Source organism: Salipiger sp. H15, from assembly GCF_040409955.1.
Lineage (GTDB): Bacteria > Pseudomonadota > Alphaproteobacteria > Rhodobacterales > Rhodobacteraceae > Salipiger.
In genome coordinates this window covers 1,300,097-1,320,097 of the sequence record NZ_CP123385.1, presented here as the reverse complement: position 1 = coordinate 1,320,097, position 20,001 = coordinate 1,300,097, and the positions used below count along the sequence as shown (strand labels likewise).

The 20,001-nt window shown below is 68.6% G+C and carries 16 protein-coding genes; 2 read left to right on the top strand and 14 right to left on the bottom strand.

What is annotated here, in order from left to right; all coding sequences use genetic code 11:
* Positions 1 to 107: 107 nt before the first annotated feature.
* From PVT71_RS20470 to PVT71_RS20440, 7 genes are all read right to left on the bottom strand, one after another.
* Positions 108 to 1,436 (bottom strand): amidohydrolase family protein, encoded by a 1,329-nt coding sequence (locus PVT71_RS20470; protein ID WP_353474306.1) that lies wholly within the window; start codon positions 1,434 to 1,436, stop codon positions 108 to 110.
* 138 nt (positions 1,437 to 1,574) lie between these two features.
* Complete coding sequence (locus PVT71_RS20465) at positions 1,575 to 1,913, bottom strand: hypothetical protein (RefSeq protein ID WP_353474305.1); 339 nt, start codon at positions 1,911 to 1,913, stop codon at positions 1,575 to 1,577.
* Positions 1,914 to 2,260: 347 nt separating this feature from the next.
* Positions 2,261 to 3,835, bottom strand: a complete 1,575-nt coding sequence (locus tag PVT71_RS20460; protein ID WP_353474304.1) for an FAD/NAD(P)-binding protein — start codon at positions 3,833 to 3,835, stop codon at positions 2,261 to 2,263.
* Between the two features lie 339 nt (positions 3,836 to 4,174).
* Entirely contained in the window at positions 4,175 to 6,247 is a 2,073-nt protein-coding gene (glgX, locus tag PVT71_RS20455) for a glycogen debranching protein GlgX (protein ID WP_353474303.1), read from the bottom strand.
* 1 nt (position 6,248) lies between these two features.
* Entirely contained in the window at positions 6,249 to 7,409 is a 1,161-nt protein-coding gene (locus PVT71_RS20450; protein WP_353474302.1) for a sugar phosphate nucleotidyltransferase, read from the bottom strand.
* A gap of 508 nt (positions 7,410 to 7,917) precedes the next feature.
* Positions 7,918 to 9,972, bottom strand: coding sequence for an ATP-binding protein (locus PVT71_RS20445; RefSeq protein WP_353474301.1), 2,055 nt, complete (start codon positions 9,970 to 9,972; stop codon positions 7,918 to 7,920).
* Between the two features lie 299 nt (positions 9,973 to 10,271).
* Positions 10,272 to 10,601, bottom strand: a complete 330-nt coding sequence (locus PVT71_RS20440) for a hypothetical protein (RefSeq protein ID WP_353474300.1) — start codon at positions 10,599 to 10,601, stop codon at positions 10,272 to 10,274.
* Positions 10,602 to 10,721: 120 nt separating this feature from the next.
* On the opposite strand from PVT71_RS20440, the gene PVT71_RS20435 reads away from it, so the two are divergent.
* Positions 10,722 to 11,384 (top strand): NYN domain-containing protein, encoded by a 663-nt coding sequence (locus PVT71_RS20435; RefSeq protein WP_353474299.1) that lies wholly within the window; start codon positions 10,722 to 10,724, stop codon positions 11,382 to 11,384.
* A 147-nt stretch (positions 11,385 to 11,531) separates the two neighbouring features.
* Here the strand turns inward: PVT71_RS20435 and PVT71_RS20430 are convergent, their stop codons facing one another.
* Together PVT71_RS20430 and PVT71_RS20425 are read right to left on the bottom strand one after the other, a co-directional pair.
* Entirely contained in the window at positions 11,532 to 13,637 is a 2,106-nt protein-coding gene (locus PVT71_RS20430; protein ID WP_353474298.1) for an LssY C-terminal domain-containing protein, read from the bottom strand.
* A gap of 170 nt (positions 13,638 to 13,807) precedes the next feature.
* Complete coding sequence (locus PVT71_RS20425) at positions 13,808 to 14,419, bottom strand: RraA family protein (protein WP_353474297.1); 612 nt, start codon at positions 14,417 to 14,419, stop codon at positions 13,808 to 13,810.
* A 160-nt stretch (positions 14,420 to 14,579) separates the two neighbouring features.
* Here PVT71_RS20425 and PVT71_RS20420 point away from each other — a divergent pair, with 160 nt between their 5' ends.
* Entirely contained in the window at positions 14,580 to 15,515 is a 936-nt protein-coding gene (locus PVT71_RS20420; protein WP_353474296.1) for a LysR family transcriptional regulator, read from the top strand.
* Positions 15,516 to 15,584: 69 nt separating this feature from the next.
* Here PVT71_RS20420 and PVT71_RS20415 read toward each other — a convergent pair whose 3' ends face one another.
* The 5 genes from PVT71_RS20415 to PVT71_RS20395 are packed head-to-tail and all read right to left on the bottom strand — an operon-like array spanning position 15,585 to position 19,961.
* Positions 15,585 to 16,829: a Zn-dependent hydrolase gene (locus tag PVT71_RS20415; RefSeq protein WP_353474295.1), complete on the bottom strand. Its 1,245-nt coding sequence runs from the start codon at positions 16,827 to 16,829 to the stop codon at positions 15,585 to 15,587.
* A gap of 33 nt (positions 16,830 to 16,862) precedes the next feature.
* Complete coding sequence (locus PVT71_RS20410; RefSeq protein WP_353474294.1) at positions 16,863 to 18,143, bottom strand: TRAP transporter large permease; 1,281 nt, start codon at positions 18,141 to 18,143, stop codon at positions 16,863 to 16,865.
* Entirely contained in the window at positions 18,140 to 18,607 is a 468-nt protein-coding gene (locus tag PVT71_RS20405) for a TRAP transporter small permease subunit (RefSeq protein WP_353474293.1), read from the bottom strand. Before PVT71_RS20405 ends, PVT71_RS20410 begins: the two co-directional genes overlap by 4 nt.
* Positions 18,604 to 18,981: a cupin domain-containing protein gene (locus tag PVT71_RS20400; protein WP_194134303.1), complete on the bottom strand. Its 378-nt coding sequence runs from the start codon at positions 18,979 to 18,981 to the stop codon at positions 18,604 to 18,606. The genes PVT71_RS20405 and PVT71_RS20400 overlap by 4 nt, the downstream gene beginning before the upstream one ends.
* Complete coding sequence (locus tag PVT71_RS20395; RefSeq protein ID WP_353474292.1) at positions 18,978 to 19,961, bottom strand: DctP family TRAP transporter solute-binding subunit; 984 nt, start codon at positions 19,959 to 19,961, stop codon at positions 18,978 to 18,980. Before PVT71_RS20395 ends, PVT71_RS20400 begins: the two co-directional genes overlap by 4 nt.
* Between the last annotated feature and the right edge of the window lie 40 nt (positions 19,962 to 20,001).

The following is a 20,001-nucleotide window of genomic DNA, read 5'->3' as shown; positions in this document are numbered from 1 at the left end:
TCTCTCTCCGGCATGGTCGATGTCCGCCCGGCGAGACCGGGGGCAGATGCGGAGGCCACGTCCAGCCACTCGGCGCGGCTGCCGGCGGGCGCGCAGGGCAGCAGCCGCTAGGGGAGGTCGTTCTTGTAGATCACGCCGTCCTTCATGATCACCTTGAAGTTCCGCTCGGGATCGGCAACCAGGTCGAGGCTCTCGAGCGGATTGCCCTCGACCAGCAGCAGGTCGGCGAGCGCGCCTTCCCGCACCACACCCAGCTCTCCCGGGTAGGGATTGCGCGGCCCGCTCAGCGCCAGCAGCTCGGCATTGTCGTGCGTCGCCATCTTCAGCGCTTCGTAGGGCGTGTACCATTTCTGCAGCTTGGCGAGGAACTTGCCCTGCTTTGCCGCGAGCCCCGCATCGAAAAGCAGGTCGGTGCCGAAGGCGGTCTTGACGCCGTACTTCCTGGCAAGGGCGACGGCCTGGTCGAGGCCCGCCACGGCCTCGAGGTATTTCGCCGTGCTGACCGGGCTTTCGAACCGGAACGGATCCTCGCCCTCGGCGTCCATCGGCTGCATGCTCCACCAGACGCCCTTCTCGGCCATCAGCTTCGCAGCCTCGTCGTCGAGGAAGAAACCGTGCTCCATCGACATCGCCCCGGCCTCGACCCAGAGCTTGATGGCCGCGCTGGTGTTGACGTGAACGGCGACATAGGTGTTCCAGGTCCTCGCCACGTCGACAGCCGCCTTCATTTCCTCGAACGTGTACTCGGTGACGTCGAGCGGATCATAGAGCGACGAGACGCCGCCGCCGCCCATCACCTTGATCTGCGAGGCGCCCATGCGCAGCGCCTCGCGCGTGCGCTTGATCACCTCCGGAACGCCATCGGCGAGCAGCGTGTTGCCGACCCTCTGCGGGTAGTCGAGCGCGGTGCCGGGGGTCTCGGGCACGTCGTTGGGACCCCGGAAATCGCCATGCCCGCTCGTCTGCCCGATATAGGGGCCGGAGGGGAAGATGCGGGGACCTTCCGCGAGCCCCTCGTCGATCGCCGCCTTGACGCCGAAACAGTTGCCCCCGACGTCCCGCACCGTGGTGAAGCCGCGCATCAGCGTCTCGCGCGAGGCCACCGCTGCGGCGATGTTGAGGTAGCCGAAGTTCTCGCCGAGGATCCGGCTGATCGGCATGAAGTTCAGCATCGTGTGCCAGTGCGCGTCGATCAGCCCGGGCATGAGCGTGCGCCCGCCGCCGTCGATCACCGTCGCCCCTTCGGCCGCGATCGGCGAGGTCGAGACCTGCGCGATGAGGTTGCCTTCGACGAGGACATCGGCGCCGGAGAGAAGCTCCGCGCTGATCCCGTCGAACACGTTGACATTGGTGAAGAGCGTCCGATGCGCCGCCTCTTGCGCCATCGCGGCGGTCGCGCCGAGGGCAAGGACTGCAGCCAGGAGGAAATCTCGCATCTCGGAGATCCTTTCGAAAGAGCCATGGCGCAGTCTGCCCCGTCCGGGCCCCGGGGCGCGTTGACTGCCGTCAATGCGCGGGCGTTGCGCTCCGGGCTCTCCGCAGCTGAAGGACCGCCGCCGGACACCGCCTGCCCGCTATCTCCGCGCCGCCACCCCGCCCGGCACCATGACCAGACTGGAATAGACCACCGGGGAACTCATCGGCTTCTGCAGGAGCGGCGACAGCAGCGCGAGGCCGGAGAACAGCGTCATCCCGAGCAGGAACATGAAGGCGGGGCCCATGACGACATTGCGGTCCCGGAAGATCGCGAGGTCGACGAAGGGTGTCCGCGCCGTCCAGCAGTGGACGAGGAAGACCCAGAGCCCGCTGACCGAGAGGCCGAGGTAGATCCAGGTCTCGGCCGAGGCGAACCATTCCACCGCCTCGCCGCCGTCGAGCAGCATCTGCATGGCGCCCACGGCGAGCGCGAGCATGGCAAGCCGAAGAGGTCGAAGCGGCGCCGCTTCCTCTCGCTCTGCGGCAGGCCGATCGGCAGGTTGATGAGGAACACGTAGCGCCTGTCGAAGTTCTCGGTCGGCCAGCCGCCCAGCGTCGGCCCGATCAAGATCGCCGCGCCGTAGAGCGTTTTTGCTCAACGACCCGGGGATCGCCTTAGTGCCGGTGGCCGATCTGACCCTAGAGCGGAAGCTTTACCTCCTGACACCCTCCCGCCGCGCGGCAAGCCCCGTGGCCGTGCGGTTCGAGGCGCTCTTTTGCGAGGGGGCGTTCGGGGCATAGGCGCCACCCCAAGTCCCCAGACATGCGCGGCAATCCCGGTGCCTCAGTGGCCCGTTTCGCGCATCGCGCGGAGGATGGCGCCGGCCGTCGCGCCTCCCATCTCGCTGGCATTCACCAGCCCCTGCACGAAGGGGTGACGGCGGAGCAGCGCCGGCAGCGCCACGCAATGGATGCGCCCCGGCGACGAGGAGCGCAGCGGCAGGACGAACTCGTCGAAACGCAGCGGCCCGGACAGCAGGTCGCCCTCCGCGAGCGACGGGAAGCCGAGATCGGCCAGCGTCATGGGCCGCTGGCCGCGCGCATCCACGACGATCTCGAACTCGGCGCGCCTGCCGCCGTACTCGACCGCAGGGCCGCCCGGCCCATCGACCAGCCGGCTGTCGGACCCAAGGCGGATCACCTCGAGCACCCCCGCCTCGTGCAGCGCCAGAAGCCGCCGGATCGAGGCATGCGGAACGCAGGCGTAGCTGTCGGTGAAAACCGGCTTCAGCGTGTCGTGAAACGCCTCGAGCTCGGCGTCGGTGAGCCGCGGGACGAGGCCCTCGAAGAGCTCGTGCGCCCTGAGCAGCGCGCTGCGCCACGGCGTCGGGCGTTTCTCCGCGACAGTCCTCTCGGCCACCGCGAGGTTTTTCCGCGCCCAATCGAAGGGGTCCGCCGCAAGGCGGGGGGCGAAATAGGCCGCCGCGAACTCGTCGCGCGGAAGATCGGCGCCGCCCAGCGCGGCGAGCCAGTCCGGGTCCGCGTCGTGGAAGTCGTCGAGGAACGCGCCATACGCCCTCTCGAGCAGCGTGCCATCGCTGCGCGCGGTCGCCTCCCCGGCGATGGCCGCGAGGCGCCGCAACTCCGGCAGGGGCAGCTCGTACCAGTAGTCGGCCTCGGGAAGCAGGCCCTTGCGCGACATCAGGCTGAGGCGGAAGCCGCCGCGTCCTTGCTGCGCCTCGTAGCGAAGCGCTCCCCCGGCCTCGGCGAACCGCCCGCGCGCGCTGGCCACGGTGACCGCGACGTCGATCGCCGAAAGCGAGCTGCCCAGCACGCCGATCCTTTCCTCGGGAAGCCGCGCGATCTTTTCCGCGGGCCAGGGTGACTGCAGCATGACCCCGCCCTCCTCAACCGAGTCCGGCCAGCGATGCCCGGTGGCAAGGACCACGTCCGCGAACACCGCCCCGGAAGTTCCGCCCGGGAAGGTCCAGCTCACCTCGATCCCGGCCTCACGGGGCCGGACATCGGTGACGGCGTGGCGCAGGTGCAGCTCGATCCGGTGCCCCTGCCGCCGCCCCTGCGCGATCAGCGCCGCCATCTGGGCGGTGAAGTAGGCGCCTAGGGCGACACGGGGATAGAAGGCTTCGTCGCTGATCAGCCCGGGCGCCAGCCCCAGCCCCGACAGGTCGGACATGTCCAGCGAGCGCAGCCAGTCGTTGAGCGACGTGACGACGGGGGGGAGTTCCCGGCTCGCGATGTTCGAGAGCATGCAGGGCGCGTTCATGTCGGGGCTGTAGGGCATGCCCGGCCCGGCGCAGGCGCCCTTCTCGAAGATGTCGACGCTGAGCGCCGAGGGGGCCGCGGCGAGCATCCCGGCGAGCGTGTAGACGCCCGTCGGTCCCGCCCCGACAATCGCCACGCGGTGGGGCGCGGGGCGGCCCGTCTGCGGTTTGGCGGCAGGGCCGCTGACCGGGCGATTGCCCTTGACGGGTGCTGGGATGGGTCTTTGATATGCCATGCGCATGTCGCTCGCTGGAGGGATGGGACCAACGCCCCTAGCCGAACTCGGTCGGGCGGCATCGGTTCCGGCAAGACAGGGGACAACGGCGCTGCGGCAGGAGGATTTCTGCCGACGGGGCCGGAACGGTCGGGAGGACGTGCCGGGCCAGCCGTGGTCCATGGGCCTTCGACGCCTTTCAAGCCGGGTGCCACCCGGGCGACCGGAGAGTGCTTTGGCCTCCTCGCCGCGTCCCCGTCCTCAGCCGGTGCGACCCTCCGTGCCACCCAGATCGCGCAGCACCGCCACCGCCTGCGTGCCCACGGTGAAGGTCTCCCCTTGGCGCTCGGCGCAGGCGACGGTGTCGCGGGAGGTGTCGAGGATCAGCTCCCACTGCCCGCCCGGCAGGGTGAAGGTGCAGCCCTCGCCGCCATTCACGAGGATCAGCAGGTCCGGGCAGTCTTCCTGGTGATGCCGCAGGCCGACGGCGAAGAGGCCGGCGTCCTGCCAGTCCTGATCGGACATCGCGCGCCCCTCGGGGTGCAGCCAGCTGCTCTCGGTCGCCTCGGGACGCGGCCAGAAGCCGTAGGGCGCGAGATGCCCGCGCCATTCGCGCCGCAATGCGGTCAGCGCCGAGACAGCCTCGACCAGCCCGGGCCGCGCCGCGTCCCAGTTGATCCAAGTGGTCTCGTTGTCCTGGCAATAAGCGTTGTTGTTGCCGTTCTGGGTCTGGCCCATCTCGTCGCCGGCCAGCAGCATCGGCACGCCATGCGACAGCAGCAGCGTCGCCAGCATCCCCTTCACCCGCCGCTCGCGCGCGGCGTCAATGCCGGGGTCGTCGGTGGCGCCCTCGTGCCCCATGTTGTCCGAGAGGTTGTGGCCGTGGCCGTCGCGGTTGTCCTCGCCGTTGGCCTCGTTGTGCTTGTCGTTGAAGGACACCGTGTCCCACATGGTGAACCCGTCATGCGCGGCGACGAAATTGACCGACGAGGTCGCCGGGCGGTGCGAGTGGTCGAACTGCACCGGGCTGCCCATGAGGCGCTCGGACAGGCCCGCCAGCTTGCCCGGCTCGCGCTTCCAGAAGGCGCGGACGTCGTCGCGGAACTTGTCGTTCCATTCGCGGAAGGGCCAGGGGAAGCCGCCGACCTGATAGCCGCCCTCGCCCACGTCCCAGGGCTCGGCGATCAGCTTGATCTGGCTCAGCACCGGGTCCTGCCGGATGGCGTTGAAGAAGGCGCCCTCGCGCTCGAACCCCTCGGGCTCGCGCGCCAGCGTCGAGGCCAGATCGAAGCGGAAGCCGTCGACGTGGAAGGCCTCGACCCAGTAGCGCAGGCTGTCCATCACCATGCGCAGCACCATCGGATGCGCGACGTTGAGCGTGTTGCCGGTGCCGGTCGTGTCGAAGCCGTGGCGGCGGTTCTCGGGCGAGAACAGGTAGTAGCTGGCGTTGTCGATGCCCTTGAACGACAGGGTGGGCCCGAGCTCGTTGCCCTCGGCGGTGTGGTTGTAGACCACGTCGAGGATCACCTCGATCCCGGCGGCGTGGAAGCGTTTCACCGCGGCGCGCACCTCGCGCACGTCCTCGGTGGCCAGATAGGTGCGGTTGGGGGCGAAGAAGCCGAGCGTGTTGTAGCCCCAGTAGTTGCGCAGCCCCTTCTCCATCAGGTGCCGGTCCTGCACCATGGCATGGATCGGCAAGAGCTCGATGGTGGTGATCCCGAGCTTGGTGAGGTGCTCGATGATCGGCTCGGACGCCAGCGCCCGGAACGTGCCCCGGTCCGCCTGCACGACGCCGGGATGGCGCATCGTCAGCCCCTTCACATGCGCCTCGTAGATCACCGTGTCGCGCCAGCGCAGCTGCGGCGCCGCATCGGCCTCCCAGTCGAACACCGGGTCCGACACCACCGCCTTGGGCATGAAGGGCGCACTGTCGCGGGTGTCGAGATCGAGGTCCGAGCCGCCCACCGGGTAGCCGTAGAGCGCATCGTCCCATGTCAGCTGGCCGCGCATCGCCATCGCGTAGGGATCGAGCAGCAGCTTGTGCGGGTTGAAGCGCTGGCCGTTCGCCGGATCGAACGGGCCGTGGACCCGGTAGCCATAGGCCTGCCCGGGCCCGAGATCGGGACAGTAGCCGAAGAAGATGCCGCCCTCGGCGCGGGGCAGCTCCAGCCGGGCAAGCTCCTGCTCGCCCGCCGCGTCGAACAGGCACAACTCGACCTGTTCGGCGTGGTCGGAGAAGAGCGCGAAATTGGTGCCCGAGCCGTCGAACCGGGCACCGAGCTGGTCCGGCCGGGAGAGAGCGGGGTCGGTGTAGGCGTCACGCGGATCGATCATGTCAGCCTTTCAGGGTGGAAAGAGTCGGCGTCCGAGGGGTTCGGCGAAAGAGTGGACGCTCCGGCGTCTTTCTCAAAGCGGACTCGCGCCGCGCCATCATTTCGGCGGTGATGAGCAGCGTTCCGCCCGGCGTGCGGCGGAACCAGCGGGCATCCTCCTCGGGATTCAGGCCGGCGCGGAAGCCGTCCGGCAGCCGGACACCCGGCCCGACGATCGCGTTGCGGATCTGGCAGCGGCGGCCGATTCTGCTTCCCGGCAGGAACACCGTGCCTTCCGCCATGCTGTCGAGCGAGCGGGTGACCGCGCGCCCCATGGTCTTCGGCAGGGCGACCGGCGTTTCCGGCTGGGCGAAATCCAGCTGGGCGAGGCGATAGGCATCCAGCGTGCCGACGTCCCGCCAGTAGGCGCCCTGCCCGTCCGGCCCGTCCGGCAGACGGTAGACCGCCAGCTCTCCGTCGCGCACCGCGCCCGGAAGGATGTCATTGCCGAAATCGAGCCGGCAGGGCTCCTCGCGCAGGGCCTGCTTGAGCCAGATCCAGTCGAAGACGTAGATGCCGGTCGAGGCGAGCGCGCGGCCCGCGTCGCCGGGCATCGGCGCCGGGCGCATCGGCTTCTCGGCAAAGCCCTTCACCTCTCCCTCCGCGTCGAGCTCGAAGATGCCGAAGCCGCCCGCCTCGGCGAGCGGCACCGCCGTCGCGGCGACGGTGACGGGGCGGGCGTGCGAGCGGTGGTGGCGCAGGAACGCCTCCAGGTCGATGTCGAGCACGTGGTCGCCCGACAGGATCATGATCTCCCGCGGCCCGTAGGCATCGAGCGTCGTGATGTTCACCCGGACCGCATCCGCCGTGCCGCGATAGCCGTGGGGGCTCAGGAATTCCCCGTCGCGGATGGTGATGCCGCGCGGAAACGCGTGCGCCCAATGCCGGTCGAGATGCTGGCAGAGGTCGGTCGGGCGATACTGGGTGGCGACGAAGAGCTTGTCGAACTGCGCGGCGACCAGCGCGGCGAGGATGAAATCGACGATGCGCCCATCGGCGGAGGCGAAACCCAGCGCCGGCTTGCAGGTGTGGTCGGTGAGTTCGAACAGGCGGGAGCCGCGGCCACCGGCCAGCAGGAACGGCAGGCAGCGAGACGTGCTCGGGACGCTTCGTGAAATGCGCATGGGTCTGGCCCTGTCAGGAAGATTGAAAGCCTTGCGCCGGGCGCTTTCCAGCACCTCGCCGCACTCGGGGTCGCTCTGATCTGGCCGGCCGGACGATCCGCAGCAGAAACCCGTCGATCCGCGCGGGGTTCCTCAAAATGTCGGTCCGTGATGTCGAATTCGGAAGGCCACATATCTGGCGCCCGACATGCGTCGTGGCCGCCACCGGCTGCGCCCATTCCCGAGCGGCGATCGGGGAGCGACAAGCGGCAACCGGCCATCCTGCGGACCGCGCAGGACAATCCGCAGGTTACCCTCGTGTTTCGGGAGGGTCCCTTGCCCGAGCGCGTTGGTTCACGGGCGGGGACGGCGGGTCAGAGACCGCGCGAGGGCGGCCCCGGCGCGCGTGGCGCGCGGGCTACCCGGTCAATGTTGGGAGAATGCGGGGGCCGCATGCCGCCATGGTCGAAACAGGGAGACCACACGCGAAGCTCTGCAACCTCGCGGCGAGCATCGCCGCCGCGGCCGGTCAGGGTTTTGCAGAGGCGAGCTCGCCGACCTTTCCGACAAGCAGGTCGAGGTCGAAGGGCTTCTGAACGACCTCGACATCCGCCGCCGACAGCCGTTCACCGCCCGCGGCGTCCTCGTCGTAGCCGGTGACGAAGACGATCCTGAGACCCGGACGTTCGGCGCGGGCGGCCTCGGCAAGCTGCCGCCCGTTCATGCCGCGCGGAAGCCCGACGTCCGTGAGCAGCACATCGACCTGCGGCGTGGCCCTGAGGATGTCGAGCGCCTCGGCGCCCGTGCCGGCCTCGAGAACCGCATATCCCCGGTCGCGCAGCGCATCGACGACGACCATCCGGACGAGGATCTCGTCCTCCACCACGAGGATCGTCTTTCCGGGCACCGGACGCGACCCGCCGGTCTCTGCCCCGGCCGCGTCCGGCACCTCTTCCTGCGCCTCGAAGCTGCGCGGAAGGTAGAGGGAAACCACCGTGCCCTCGCCGAGCCGGGAGCGGATCTTTGCCGCGCCGCCGGACTGCTGGGCGAAGCCGTAGACCATCGACAGGCCCAGCCCCGTGCCCTCGCCCAGCGGCTTGGTCGTGAAGAAGGGCTCGAAGGCCCGGTCGATCAGCTCTTCGCTCATGCCCGCGCCGGTGTCGGCGACGCTGATGCAGACATAGTCCCCCTCCGCGACCCCGACCGCCTTCGCCTCGGCCTTGCCGAGGCTCCTGTTCTCGGAGCGGACCGCGAGGCTGCCCCCGTCGGGCATGGCGTCCCGCGCGTTGATGCAGAGGTTGAGCAGCGCGTTCTCGAGCTGGTTCTGGTCGACATGCGAAAGCCACGTGCCCTCGTCCGCCGTCATCTTCAGCTCGATATGCGGCCCGACGGTGCGCTGCACGAGCTCCGCCATGCCGCCGCAGAGCCGCACGACATCCGTGGGCTTGGGCTCCAGCGTCTGCTTTCGGGCAAAGGCCATCAGGCGCTGGGTCAGGTTCGCGGCCCGGCCGGCCGAGCTCTTGATCGCGCATAGGTAGCGCCCGATCTCGTCGAAGCGCCGCTCGGAAAGGCGCGATTGCGCCATGTCGACCGCGCCCGAGACGGCCGCGAGAAGATTGTTGAAGTCATGGGCAAGCCCGCCGGTGAGCTGCCCGACCGCCTCCATCTTCTGGGCGTGGCGCAGCACCTCTTCCTTGGCCATGAGCTCGGCCGTCTGCTCGGAGACCCTGCGCTCGAGCGTTTCGTTGAGCCGAAAGAGCTCGGCGGTCACCCGGTCGCGCTCGGCCTCGATCTCGCGCCGGCCGCTGATGTCCATCAGCACCCCGGAAAAGGTCACCGCCTTGCCGTTGCGATCGAGCTCGACCTTCCCGCTCGCCTCGATCCAGTGGTATTTCCGGTCCTCGCGAAGCACGCGGAACTGCTGGAAATACGCCCCGCCTTCGCGCAGCGCGGCCTCGACATCGGCGTTGAGGCGCGGCTTGTCCTCCGGGTGGACGTGCACGGTGATGTCGTCGAGTTTCAGCGCGCTTGCGTCACGGTCCCGGTCGAGACCCATGGCCGAAAAGAGACCCTCGTCGACGGTGAACGCGTCCTCGGGAACGTGCCAGACCCAGGTGCCGACGATGGCCCCGGCCTCGAGCGCCAGCGCGACGCGCTGCTCGTTCTCGCGCGAGGTCTTCTCGCTGGCCTTGAGCTCGGCCTCGGCGCGCTTGCGGTCGGAGATGTCGCGGAAGAGCACCGCGACCTGCCCGAGACTCCGGGGCTCGAGCCGCCGCGCCGAGACTTCGATGAAGCGCCCGGCCTCGGAGAAATTCCTTTCGAACCGCAGGGGCTCGCCGTTCTCGAGCACCGCCCCGTAGATCTTCACCCACTCGCGGCCATCCTCGGGCGCCACGTCGAACACGGTCTTGCCGACGATGTCCTTGATGCCGGTATGGCGCTCGTAGCCCGAGTTGGCCTCGACGTGGACATAGTCGGACAGCGGGCCGTCCGGTCCGTCGATGAACTGGATGATGCAGAAGCCGTCGTCGATGATCTCGAACAGGGCCTGACGTCCAGCCTCGCGCTGCGTGGCGAATTTCATTGAATTTTCGGCGCCCGCTTCAGGTGCCGGAGGTCGAGTTTTCATGAACGGCAGGCGCATTTCGACTTCTGACATATGAGAAGGGACCATATAGGCGCTCATATAGAGGCGCTGTCGACCGAGGAAAGGCCGCCGCCACAAACCGTTGCAAGGAAGTCACCGGCTGCGCGCATGACCTCGCGGCACGGTGCGGGTTCGGACGGTTTGTCCCTGCGCGACAGGCGGAAGTGAAAGGTGCAAGGCGCTACTCCGCCCGGCCCGATGGAGACACCTGAATTCGGCCCGCAGGGCGCTTGCCACTATTTCCGGCAGAAATGCGCCATTTGCGCCCTGAACCCTGCTGCAATTTCGGACTGCACACGGCCCGAGAGGGCGAGATGATCCGATGGAGAAACCCGCAAAAAGCAGCGTACAATTGAAATCGCGACGCGGGTTGCCCCTGACAATTCTAGGCACAACCGCCGCAGGGAGATTGCGAATTCAGCACGGATTTCCGCTTCACCTCCGGTCATATTGGCGATCTTACGGCGCGGTTGTCCCCCTCCCGTGTTTCCGGTGTGATTTTCGAATATCTTCTGTGTTTGCAACGCTGGGGACACAAGAGCACCATTCACGTTCAGCTTGAACATCCTTATCAATTCGACACTTGCATTTGGGTTTCTGCTCTCCAGATAATTTCCTGAGGCCGCATGAAGTTAATTTGATCGCGGTTTCCGGAGTATTCTCGAGAAACATGTTGGGGGAGCAGGATGTCGAAGTTGGTTGCCGTTCTGGTTGATGGAGACAATGTCAGTGGAAGACTTGCCGCGCGCATTCAGCACCTCGCTGCCCATTATGGCACGGCCAGCGTCAGCCGGGTCTATACCGACGCGCAGCGTGGGTCCGAATGGCACGACGCGGCCGGCTATCGCCTCATCCATGCGGGAATTGGCAAGAACGCGGCTGATATTCTCCTCGCCCTCGACGCAATGGAACTTCTTCTGACGCAGCAAATGCGGAGCTTTGTCATCGTGAGCTCGGATGGCGACTTCCGCCACCTCGTGACGCGGCTGCGCGAGCATGGCGCCAGCGTCATCGGTCTCGGAGAGAAGAAGGCGCCGCCGGCCTACCGCGCCTGCTGCTCGGAGTTCAAAGAAATCTCGCTTGCCGATGCCGGCGATCCGCAAACGCCGGGCGAACTCGACCTGCAGATCCGGGCGATGGTCGCCCAGCACAGCAAGCAGGGCGCTGGTATGAGGATCACCGAGCTATCTCCCAAGATGTATCAAGCGCACGGCGTCAAGATCAGCAAGTATCAAGAGCGCAGTTGGAGGGCCTATCTCGCAGCCCGGCCCTCCCTTTACGAGCTCGAGCCCCGCGGCCCGAACGCGATGGTCCGCTTCCGCCCCGAGGGTTTCCCAGGCTGGACCTGAGCGCCGCGTCGATGTGCCGATCGCGCCAAGCGCGCTGCTCCGGGTGGCTTGCGGTTACGGAAAACGGACTTCGGAACCCCGCCTGACCCTCATTCCATGTGGCACGACCGGCGTCCTGGACCTGGCCCAAGGAGTGACACCCCCGCCTCAGCGCAGCGTCAGCACGGCGGCGATCCCGTCCGAGAACCACGGGTCCCCGGCCACCGACTGCCCGAGGCGCGGCTCGGACAGGCGGATGCGGGTCGTGGAAGCGACCTCTCCGGTGGCCTCAATGTCGGCCACGACCCCGTCGCGCTCGGCGTCGACATTCGGATCGATGTGGTGCAGCAGGCCCCAGTCGATGCCCCAGTCGAGCCCGTCGTCGAAGCTCGCGGCGCCGACGAAGAGCCGCAGCCCCGCGGCATCGACGAAATCGGTGCGCCAGAGCCGGATGTGGTGGCGCTTGCGCAGGGTCGCGTCCGGGGTCTGCTGCTGGAAGGCGAGGTCGTTGGGAAGATCGTGCCAGAAATAGGGGGTCACCGGCGCGGTGGCGTCGGCCTTGTTGCCCCAGGCGGCGATGGCGGCCCGGGCCAGCGTGCCGAAGCCGGGCTCCGCCGCGCGCCGCCAGCCGGCCTTGTCCAGCGCGGCCTCGACCGCCGCCTCGTCCCGCGCCAGCAGCAGCACGTTGACCGGCTCAAGTGGCGTGCCGGCGACGGACTCCGTCCCTCCCGGCAGGCGGCCGGAGGCGACGAGAGTCTCCACCCTGTCGAAGGTCTCGTCCGCCCGGACCGGGACCGGCACGTTGCGCGCCTTGTCGTAGGTCGCGACCTGCCACGCCGCGGCGGCGAGACAGACCGCGGCGAGGCCGACGACCGCGATGTGCCATGGCCCTCCCGTGCCCGGGCGCTCCGGCACGCTCCGGCTGTCGCGCCACCATTCCGCCGCGGCCACGCCTGCCAGCAGCCAGATCGCTCCGACGAGCCAGCCGTTCAGTACGTCGGAGAGGTAGTGCTCGATGAGGTAGACGCGGCTCAGCCCGACGAAGAAGGCCAGCGTGACCGCGCCGCCCAGCGCCACCGGCGCGCGCAGCAGCTTCACCCGCCAGAGGATGAAGAACAGGAAGCCGTAGAAGGCGACCGACAGCCCGGCATGGCCCGAAGGGAAGCTGCCCGAGACCTCGGTGAAATAGCCGAGGTCCGAGCGCGGGCGGTGGAAGATGCGCTTGAGCAGCGCCACCGAGACGATATCGCCGGCCAGCGCGACACCGAGACCCAGCAGCAGGTCGGGCCGCCGCCGCTCGAGCAGGAGCACCCCGGACGCCACGCAGAGCAGCGCGATGACCCGCCTGTCGCCGAGCGCCGTCACGTGGCCCGCGAGCGTCAGCAGTTCCGGTGACCAGAAGGCGTGGATGAGGCTTGCCAGCCGCGTGTCCACCAGCACGATCGGATCGGCCGTGAGAAAGTCGAAGACCGAGCCGCACCAGACGCAGAGGATGTAGAAGGCCGCGCATCCGAGCAGCGTGGCCGTCAGGCCGGAAAACCGCGTCCTGTCGAACCGGTGTGCGAGGAAGGCCGCGGTCTTCGGGTGGCTCAGAGTCCAGCGCCGCACGTCGGGATTGTCGCGGATGGCCCCACCTATCGAGGTGAGCACCGAGACAAGGAAGGGCATCAGCCGCAGGATCCTCAGGATCAGCCACCAGAGCACCCCCAGTGCCGCCAGCACCGCAACGGCGAAGAGACCGAGCCGCGTGGCATAGGGGCCGAAGCTCGAGGCGACATGGCCGATCACGTAGCCGAAGCCGACATGGGCCAGCGCGTAGGGCACGCCGCTGACGATATTCCACAGCACGAAGCGCCGCCGCGGCATCCCGGCCGCCGAGGCGGCGAGCGGGACGAGGCCGGAGACGGGCCCGAAGAAGCGGCCCAGCACCAGCGCGAAACCGCCGTATCGCTCGAAGAGCCTTACCGCGCGCCGGTAGCTCGCCGAGTCCTCCAGCTTTTTGCGCTTCTCGACACCCCGGCGCAGCAGCACGCCGAGCCAGTAGCTGATCTCGCCGCCCAGCACCGAGCCGACGACGACGAACCAGACGAGGTCGAGGAAATCAAGCGCCCCTTGCTGGACGAGCACCCCACCGGCATCGACGACGAGGGTTCCGGGCAGGAAGATGCCGGTCACGAAAACCGCTTCGAGCAGCGCGGCGAGCCCTATGATCCAGTAGGACCAGAGCCCGAAGCTCTCGAGAGACGGCAGGATCTGGTCGAGCGAAAATCCCATGCCGTAGAAGTACGATCATATGCAGTCGCTGTCATGCGTGTCTTTGACCCTGCGGCACCGGCGCACGGCATTGCCGGGCCGGCGAAAGGTGGCACGCGGCCCCCGACGTCGGATGTCCTACGCATCGAGGTGCCAGCGCGAGCCTTACGCGCGGCGGCACGCGCCCGGTGTCATTTCGAGACGCCCGCGAGGGAGGCCGTCAGGGCGGCCAGCGTCTCGCCCTTCCCGAGGCGGCGGATGATCTCCGCCTCCTCCTGCTGCAGGCGCAGGGCCGTGGCCGCGTGGCGCGCCGCCTCCGCGGGATCGAGCACGACGACGCCGTTCTCGTCGGCGAGGATGATGTCCCCGCGCGAGACCTTGGTCCCGCCGCAGCTGATCAGCCCGCCGATCTCTCCGGCGAGGTTGCGGATGCGGGTGGTCAGCGGCGAGCGGCCGCGGCACCAGACCGGCAGGCCGAGCGCCTCGAGCGCGGCGCGGTCGGTGACGAAGCCGTCGATCACCACCCCGGCGACGCCCCGCGCCCGGGCCGCGTGACCGGTGACCGCGCCGAAGCAGGCGTGGCGCAGGTCGCCGCAGCGGTCGATCACGATGACCTCGCCCGGCACGGCCACCGACAGCGCCTCGATCAGCGCCGAGCCGTCGGGACCGGGCAGCCGCACGGTCAGCGCCGGGCCGAAGATGCGGTGGCCGGGAAACAGCGACTGGATCGAGGGCGCCATGAAGCCCTCGCGCAGGACGCGGCCGAGCGTGGCGGTTTCAACCCCGGAAAGATCGGGTAGCATGGGCGGCTCCTGTCAGCGGTTGGCCCGAGACTAGCCCGTCGCGGCGCCGGGCGCGAAGCCGTCATTGCCGCCGCCGCCGATCGGAACGATAAGCCCTGCCTATGGCCGGGTTGCGGCCGTCCCGTGCTACATGCCTGTCAGTCCCATGAGTCGAGGTGCCATGCCTGCGAAACCGGCCATCGCCGATCTGAACTGGAACCTGCTGCGCAGCTTCTGCGTGATCGCCGAGGAGAAGGGCATCACCCGCGCCGCCAAGCGGCTGAACATGAGCCAGCCCTCGGTGAGCCTCGCGCTGCAGCGGCTCGAGGAACAGCTCGGCTGCCAGCTCGTGTTCCGCGGCAGCCGGCATTTCGCGCTGACCCTCCGGGGCGAGAAGATCTACCAGGAATGCTCCGAGATCTTCCGCGGCGTGGACCGCATCGCGGTGCTCTCGGAGGATCGCAACGACGAGGAATTCGGCGAGCTCAACCTGTCGATCATCTCGCGCCTGAACTCGCCGCTGATCGACGAGGCGCTGCGGCTCTACCACCAGCGCTGCCCGTCGATCACCTGGCGGATCGAGGTGCAGAACTCGGCCGAGACCGTCCGGCGCATCTCGCAGGAGAAGGCCGGCATCGGCATCTGCCTGCTGACCAAGCCGATCATCGGGCTGACCTGCCGGCATCTCTTCCGCGAGGAGTTCAGCGTCTTCTGCGGGGCCGAGCACCGGCTCTTCGGCAAGACCGAGGTCGACGTGCGCGACCTGCAGCAGGAGCCGGTCGTCGCCTTCTCCTGCGCGACCGAGGGCATGGGGCTCGAGCCGATGATCATGCTGCGCGAGGGGCTGGGGCTCGGCAACCGCATCAGCGGCTCGAGCCATGACCTCGAGGAGGTGCGGCGGATGATCGTCTGCGGGCTCGGCATCGGCATCCTGCCCGCGGTGGCCGTGGTCGAGGAGGTCGAGCAGGGCCAGCTCTGGCCGCTGAAGCTGGTCGACCAGCCGCTCGGCGCGGACGTCTTCCTCGTGCACAGCCAGCAGAGCCAGCTGACGCCGCCGGAACAGCTCTTCGTCGACCTGATCGAGGAGCTTCTGAACCTCTACCCCGAGATGTCCTGAGCGATCCGCGCGGCGATCGGCCCCGGCCTGCCGGCCGGGACCCTATCGCTTCGTGTTGCGGCGGTCAGATCAGCGGTCGGCGCGCGCGACCACCGCGTGCAGCAGCATGTTGAGCCCGGCCTCGAAATCCGCGGGCTCGCAGCTTTCGTTGTTGTTGTGGGTGATGCCGCCCTTGCAGGGGGTGAAGATCATCGCCGTCGGGCAGTGCAGCGCCATGTGATAGGCGTCATGCCCCGCCTGGGACTGGATGTCGCGCCAGTTCCAGCCCTGCCGGATGGCCTCGTCACGGATGCCGGTGATCAGCTCGGCGTCGAAGATGTCGCCGCCCCAGCTCCACTCGTCCTCGATCACCGCCTGGCAGCCCGCCATGGCGGCGGCGGCATGGGCGGCGCGGCGCATCTTCTCGGCCATCACCCGCGCGGTGATCGGATCGGGGTGGCGCACGTCGGCGATGCATTGCGCGGTGTCCGACAGGATCCCCGGCTTGTTCGGCCAGGCGGCGAGGCGCGAGCCGGTGGCCTTGCCGTCGCCCACGGCGAACTCCCAGCCGATGTCGTCGACGGCGGTCAGGAAGCGCGCCCCGGCGATCAGCGCGTTGTGGCGCAGGTCCATCGGGGTCGGGCCGGTATGGGCGGTCTCGCCGTCGAAGCGGACCCGCACGCCGTGCGAGGGATAGCCGCCGGTGACCACGCCCACCTGCCGCTTCTCGGCGTCGAGGATCGGGCCCTGCTCGATGTGCAGCTCGAAATAGGCGTCGATCTCGCCGGCCTTGCAGGGCATCGCGCCCTTGTAGCCGATGCGCTCGAGCTCGTCGCCGAAGCGCGGGCCGTCATCGGCCTCGAGCGCGTAGACCCAGTCCCGCTCGTACTTGCCGACGAAGCAGCCCGAGGCGACCATCGGCGGCGAGAAGCGCGCGCCCTCCTCGTTGGTCCAGTCGACGACGACGATGGGGCGGCGGGTGACGTGGCCCAGATCGTTCAGGCAGCGCACCAGCTCGAGCCCCGCCAGCACCCCGGCGATACCGTCGAAGCGGCCGCCGTTGATCTGCGTGTCGAGGTGGCTGCCGATGTAGATCGGCGGCAGCGCCGCGTCGGTGCCCTCGCGCCGCGCGAAGATCGAGCCAAGCTCGTCGATCTCGACCGCGAGCCCGGCGTCCTCGCACCAGCTCACGAAGAGGTCGCGCATCTCGCGGTCGCTGTCGGTCAGGGTCAGCCGCGACAGGCCGCCGGGACGGCCCTTGCCGATCTCGGCCGAGGCCTCGATGGTCGACCAGAACCGGTCCAGCGAGACGCGGGTTTCAGGGGAAAAGCTCATTTCTTGCCTCGTGACGTGAGAGGGAGCGGGGCGTCAGAGCGCCCCGGTCAGGCCGGTGATGATCCCGGGGAACAGGACCAGGAGAAGCAGCACCGCGACCATCGAGCCGAGGAACGGCAGGAGGTAGCGGAAGGCGGCGGACATCGGGATGCCCCCGGTGCGGCAGGCGGCCATGAGGTCGATGCCGAGCGGCGGGGTGTTGGCGCCGATGGCGAGGTTGATGGTCAGCAGGATGCCGAAATAGACCGGGTCGATCCCGTAGGCCCGCAGCACCGGCAGGAACACCGGCGCGAGGATCAGGATGATCGCGATGCTTTCCATGAAGGTGCCGAGGATCAGCACCAGCAGCATGATCAGCAGCAGCGCCACGGTGGCGTTCTCGGTCAGCGCGAGGATGCCGTTCACCGCCAGCTGCGGCACCTGCTCGGCAGCAAGGATCCAGCCGAAGACCGAGGCCGCGGCGATCACGAAGAGGATCGATCCGGTCATCTCGGTGGTGTCGCGCAGGATCTTCCCGATGCCGCGCAGGTCGAGGCTGCGGTAGAGCAGCCCGCCGGTCAGCAGCGCGTAGACCACGCCCGCCCCCGCCGCCTCGGTCGGGGTGAAGATGCCGAAGCGGATGCCGCCGACGATGATCACCGGGGCGATGAGCGCGGGGACCGCCTCGACCAGCCGGCGCCGCACGTTGGCGCCCGAGACCGGCTCGCCGCCGCGCCAGCCGTAGCGGCGCGAGATGAACCAGGCCACGACCATCAGCCCGAGGCCCAGCAGCAGGCCGGGGATGATCGCGCCGAGGAAGAGTTGGCCGATCGAGGTGTTGGTGGCGGTGCCGTAGACGATGAGCACGATCGAGGGCGGCACGACGGTGCCGAGCGAGCCGGCGCAGCCGAGCGCCGCGCAGGAGAAGCCCGGCTCGTAGCCGCGCTCCTTCATCGCGGGCAGCAGCATGGTGCCCACGGCGACCACGTCCGCCACGCCCGAGCCAGAGAGCGAGCCGAAGAGCAGGCAGGCGGTGATCATCACGATGGCAAGCCCGCCGGTGCTGCGCCCGACCAGCGCCGCGCAGAGCGCGACGATGCGCGGGGCAAGCCCGCCCTGCACCATCAGCATCCCGGCCATCAGGAAGAGCGGGATGGCGAGCAGCGTGAAGCTGTCGATCCCGGCGATCATCCGCTGCGCGACGACCATCATCGGGGCAAGGTCGGCGACGGCGATGTAGAGCGCCGAGGCCAGCCCCAGCGCCACGGCGATGGGTGCGTCGATCAGGATCAGCACCACGAAGCTGCCAAGCAGCAGCGCAAGTTCCATGCTCATGACCGGCCTCCGCGCAGCAGCAGCGCCAGCACCGAGAGCCCGGCGCCGATCGGCAGGCAGAGGTAGAAGAGCCCGCCCGGCAGGCTCATCGCCGTGGTCTGGTGGTGCCAGGTGAAGAGCGTGATCTTCCAGCCGGTGACCATGAGGATCACCAGGAAGGCGGCGCTCGCCAGCCACGCGAGGGCCAGCAGCGCGCGGCGCGGCGCGCCATCCGGCAGCAGCATCTCGAGGATGCCGGCGCGGAAATGCGAATTTCTCAGGAAGCCCGAGATGATGCCGATGAAGGTGATCCAGACGAGGATCAGTCGCGGCAGTTCCTCGGACCAGCGCGGGGTCTGGCCAAGCGCGTAGCGCGACAGCACGACCCAGGCGACGAGCGCCGCCAACGCGGCGACGCCGAGCGCGCCGACACGGCGCGCCGCGCCGTCAAGCAGCGCGGCGGCACGGGAGCGCAGAGCGGTCATTTCGGCACCCCGAACTCGGGCACGTGGCAGAGCTGGCATTCGTCGCAATAGGCGGCAACCACCACCCATTCCTCGCTCAGCACCTCGACCTCGTGCACCACGCCCGGCGGCAGGCGCAGGGCGGTGCCCTCCTTCATGAAGAACTCCTGCCCGTTCGCGCGCAGCACCGCCTCGCCCTTCAGCGTCAGCGTGACCTCGTCGCGCGGATGGGCGTGGGGCACGCTGCGCGCGCCCCGCCTGCCGGTCGTGACCGCGAACTTGATGAAGCCTTCCCCACGTTCCTTCGGCGAAAACAGCACCTTCTGGCTGAAATCGAACAGCTGGACGGGGGCGATCTCGCCCAGCTCCTTCACTTCCGGCAGGCGCTCGCTCATTTGCGGTACTCGTTCAGGATCGAGAGCAGCTCGTCGCCGTAAAGACCGGCGTTCTCGTCCCAGATCGGCTGCACGGCCTCGATGAAGGGCGCCTTGTCGACCTCGTTGACCTCCATGCCATGCTCCTTGAGCTGGGCGATCATCTCGGCGTCGCTGTCGGCGACCATCTGGCGCTGCTTGTCACCCCACTCGAGGGCGGCGGCCTGCACGATCTCCTGGTCCTCGGGCGAGAGCTGCTCCCAGACCGGCTTCGACAGGACGAGAGTTGCCGCGCCCCAGACGTGGCCGGTCATCGAGACGTATTTCTGCACCTCGTAGAACGAGGCCGAGTAGATGATCGAGAGCGGGTTCTCCTGCGCGTCGAACACGCCCTGCTGCAGCGCCGAGTAGAGCTCGCCGAAGGCCAGCGGCGCGGGTTCGGCACCGAGCGCCTCGAAGGTTGCGAGGCGCACCTTGTCGGGGGTCACGCGGATCTTCAGCCCGGCGAGATCGGCGGGGGTCTCGATCGGGTGCTTGGAGTTGGTCACGTTGCGGTAGCCGTTCTCCCACCAGGCCAGCACCTTGACGTTCTGCGCGTCGAGCAGCTCGGCCAGCTTCTCGCCCAGCTTGCCGTCGAGCGCGGCAAAGGCCTGCTCGCGGCTGGTCCAGGCGTAGGGCATCTCGATGATGCCCATCTTGGGCTCGACGGTCTGGAACGAGCCCGCGCCGATGACGCCGCCCTGCACCGAGCCGAACTGCAGCCCTTCGATCATGTCCTTCTCGTTGCCGAGCTGGCCACCGGGGAAGATCTCGATCTTCACGCGGCCCTCGGTCTTTTCGGCGACCTCTTCGGCAAAGCCGGTGGCGGCGACGTTCCAGCTGTGGCTGTCGGCCAGCACGTGACCGATGCGGATGGTGGTCTCGGCCAGCGCCCCGCCGGCGCAGCCGAGGCCGAGCACGGCCGAGGCGACGGCGCTCTTGAGGAGGGTGTTGAGGTTCATTTGGGACTCCCGTTGGTTTGTGCCGGGATAGAACCTCGCG